This is a genomic window from Mesorhizobium sp. M7A.F.Ca.CA.004.04.2.1 (assembly GCF_004022825.1).
Classification (GTDB): Bacteria; Pseudomonadota; Alphaproteobacteria; order Rhizobiales; family Rhizobiaceae; genus Mesorhizobium.
In genome coordinates, this window is record NZ_RZPH01001497.1 from 1 (window position 1) to 952 (window position 952).

Sequence of the window (952 nt, forward strand, 5' to 3'; positions counted from 1 at the left end):
CGCTTCAACTGGGCGAACTACGAAGAGCTCAAGAAAGTCGACCTCAAGGGTGAGACGCTGTCGATCTTCGGACCGTGGCGCGGCGAGGACGAAGGCCTGGTGCGCGGCGTTCTCGACTATTTCTCGGAAGCCACCGGCGTCGAGATCAAATACTCCTCCTCGGAGAATTACGAGCAGCAGATCGTCATCGACACGCAGGCCGGCAGCCCGCCGAACATCGCCGTGCTGCCGCAGCCGGGTCTTATCCAGGACCTGGCGTCGAAGGGCCTTTTGACGCCGCTCGGTGACGACACCGCCAAATGGGTCAAGGACAATTACGGTGCCGGCCAGTCATGGGTCGATCTCGGCACCTTTAAGGACAAGGACGGCAAGCCGGGCTTCTTCGCCTTCCCTTATAAGGCCGATGTGAAGTCGCTGGTCTGGTATTCGCCGGATAATTTCGAGGAAGCCGGCTACAAGGTGCCGAAAACGCAGGAAGAACTTGCCGATCTCGAAAAGAAGATCATCGCCGATGGCGGCAAGCCGTGGTGCATCGGCCTCGGCTCCGGCGGCGCCACCGGCTGGCCGGCGACCGACTGGGTCGAAGACCTGATGCTGCGCACCCAGCCTCCGGAGGTCTACGACAAATGGGTGAAGAACGAGATCCCGTTCAACGACCCCGCAGTGGTCAACGCCATCGACATTTTCGGCAAGATCGCGACCGACGACAAGATGGTCGATGGCGGCGCCAAGGCGGTCGCGGCGACCGATTTCCGCGACAGCCCGAAGGGCCTCTTTTCGGTGCCGCCGAAATGCTACCTGCACCATCAGGCATCGTTCATCCCGACCTTCTTCCCGGAAGGTACCAAGGTCGGCCAGGACGCGGACTTCTTCTACTTCCCGCCCTATGCCTCCAAGCCTGAACTGGGCACGCCCGTGCTCGGCGCCGGTACGCTGGCGATGATCACCAAGG

General features: G+C 61.7%; 1 protein-coding gene. It reads left to right on the top strand.

The window, feature by feature from the left end; translation table 11 throughout:
• Positions 1 to 952 (top strand): ABC transporter substrate-binding protein (locus tag EN893_RS35685; RefSeq protein ID WP_164901475.1); only part of this gene is annotated, 952 nt, incomplete at both ends.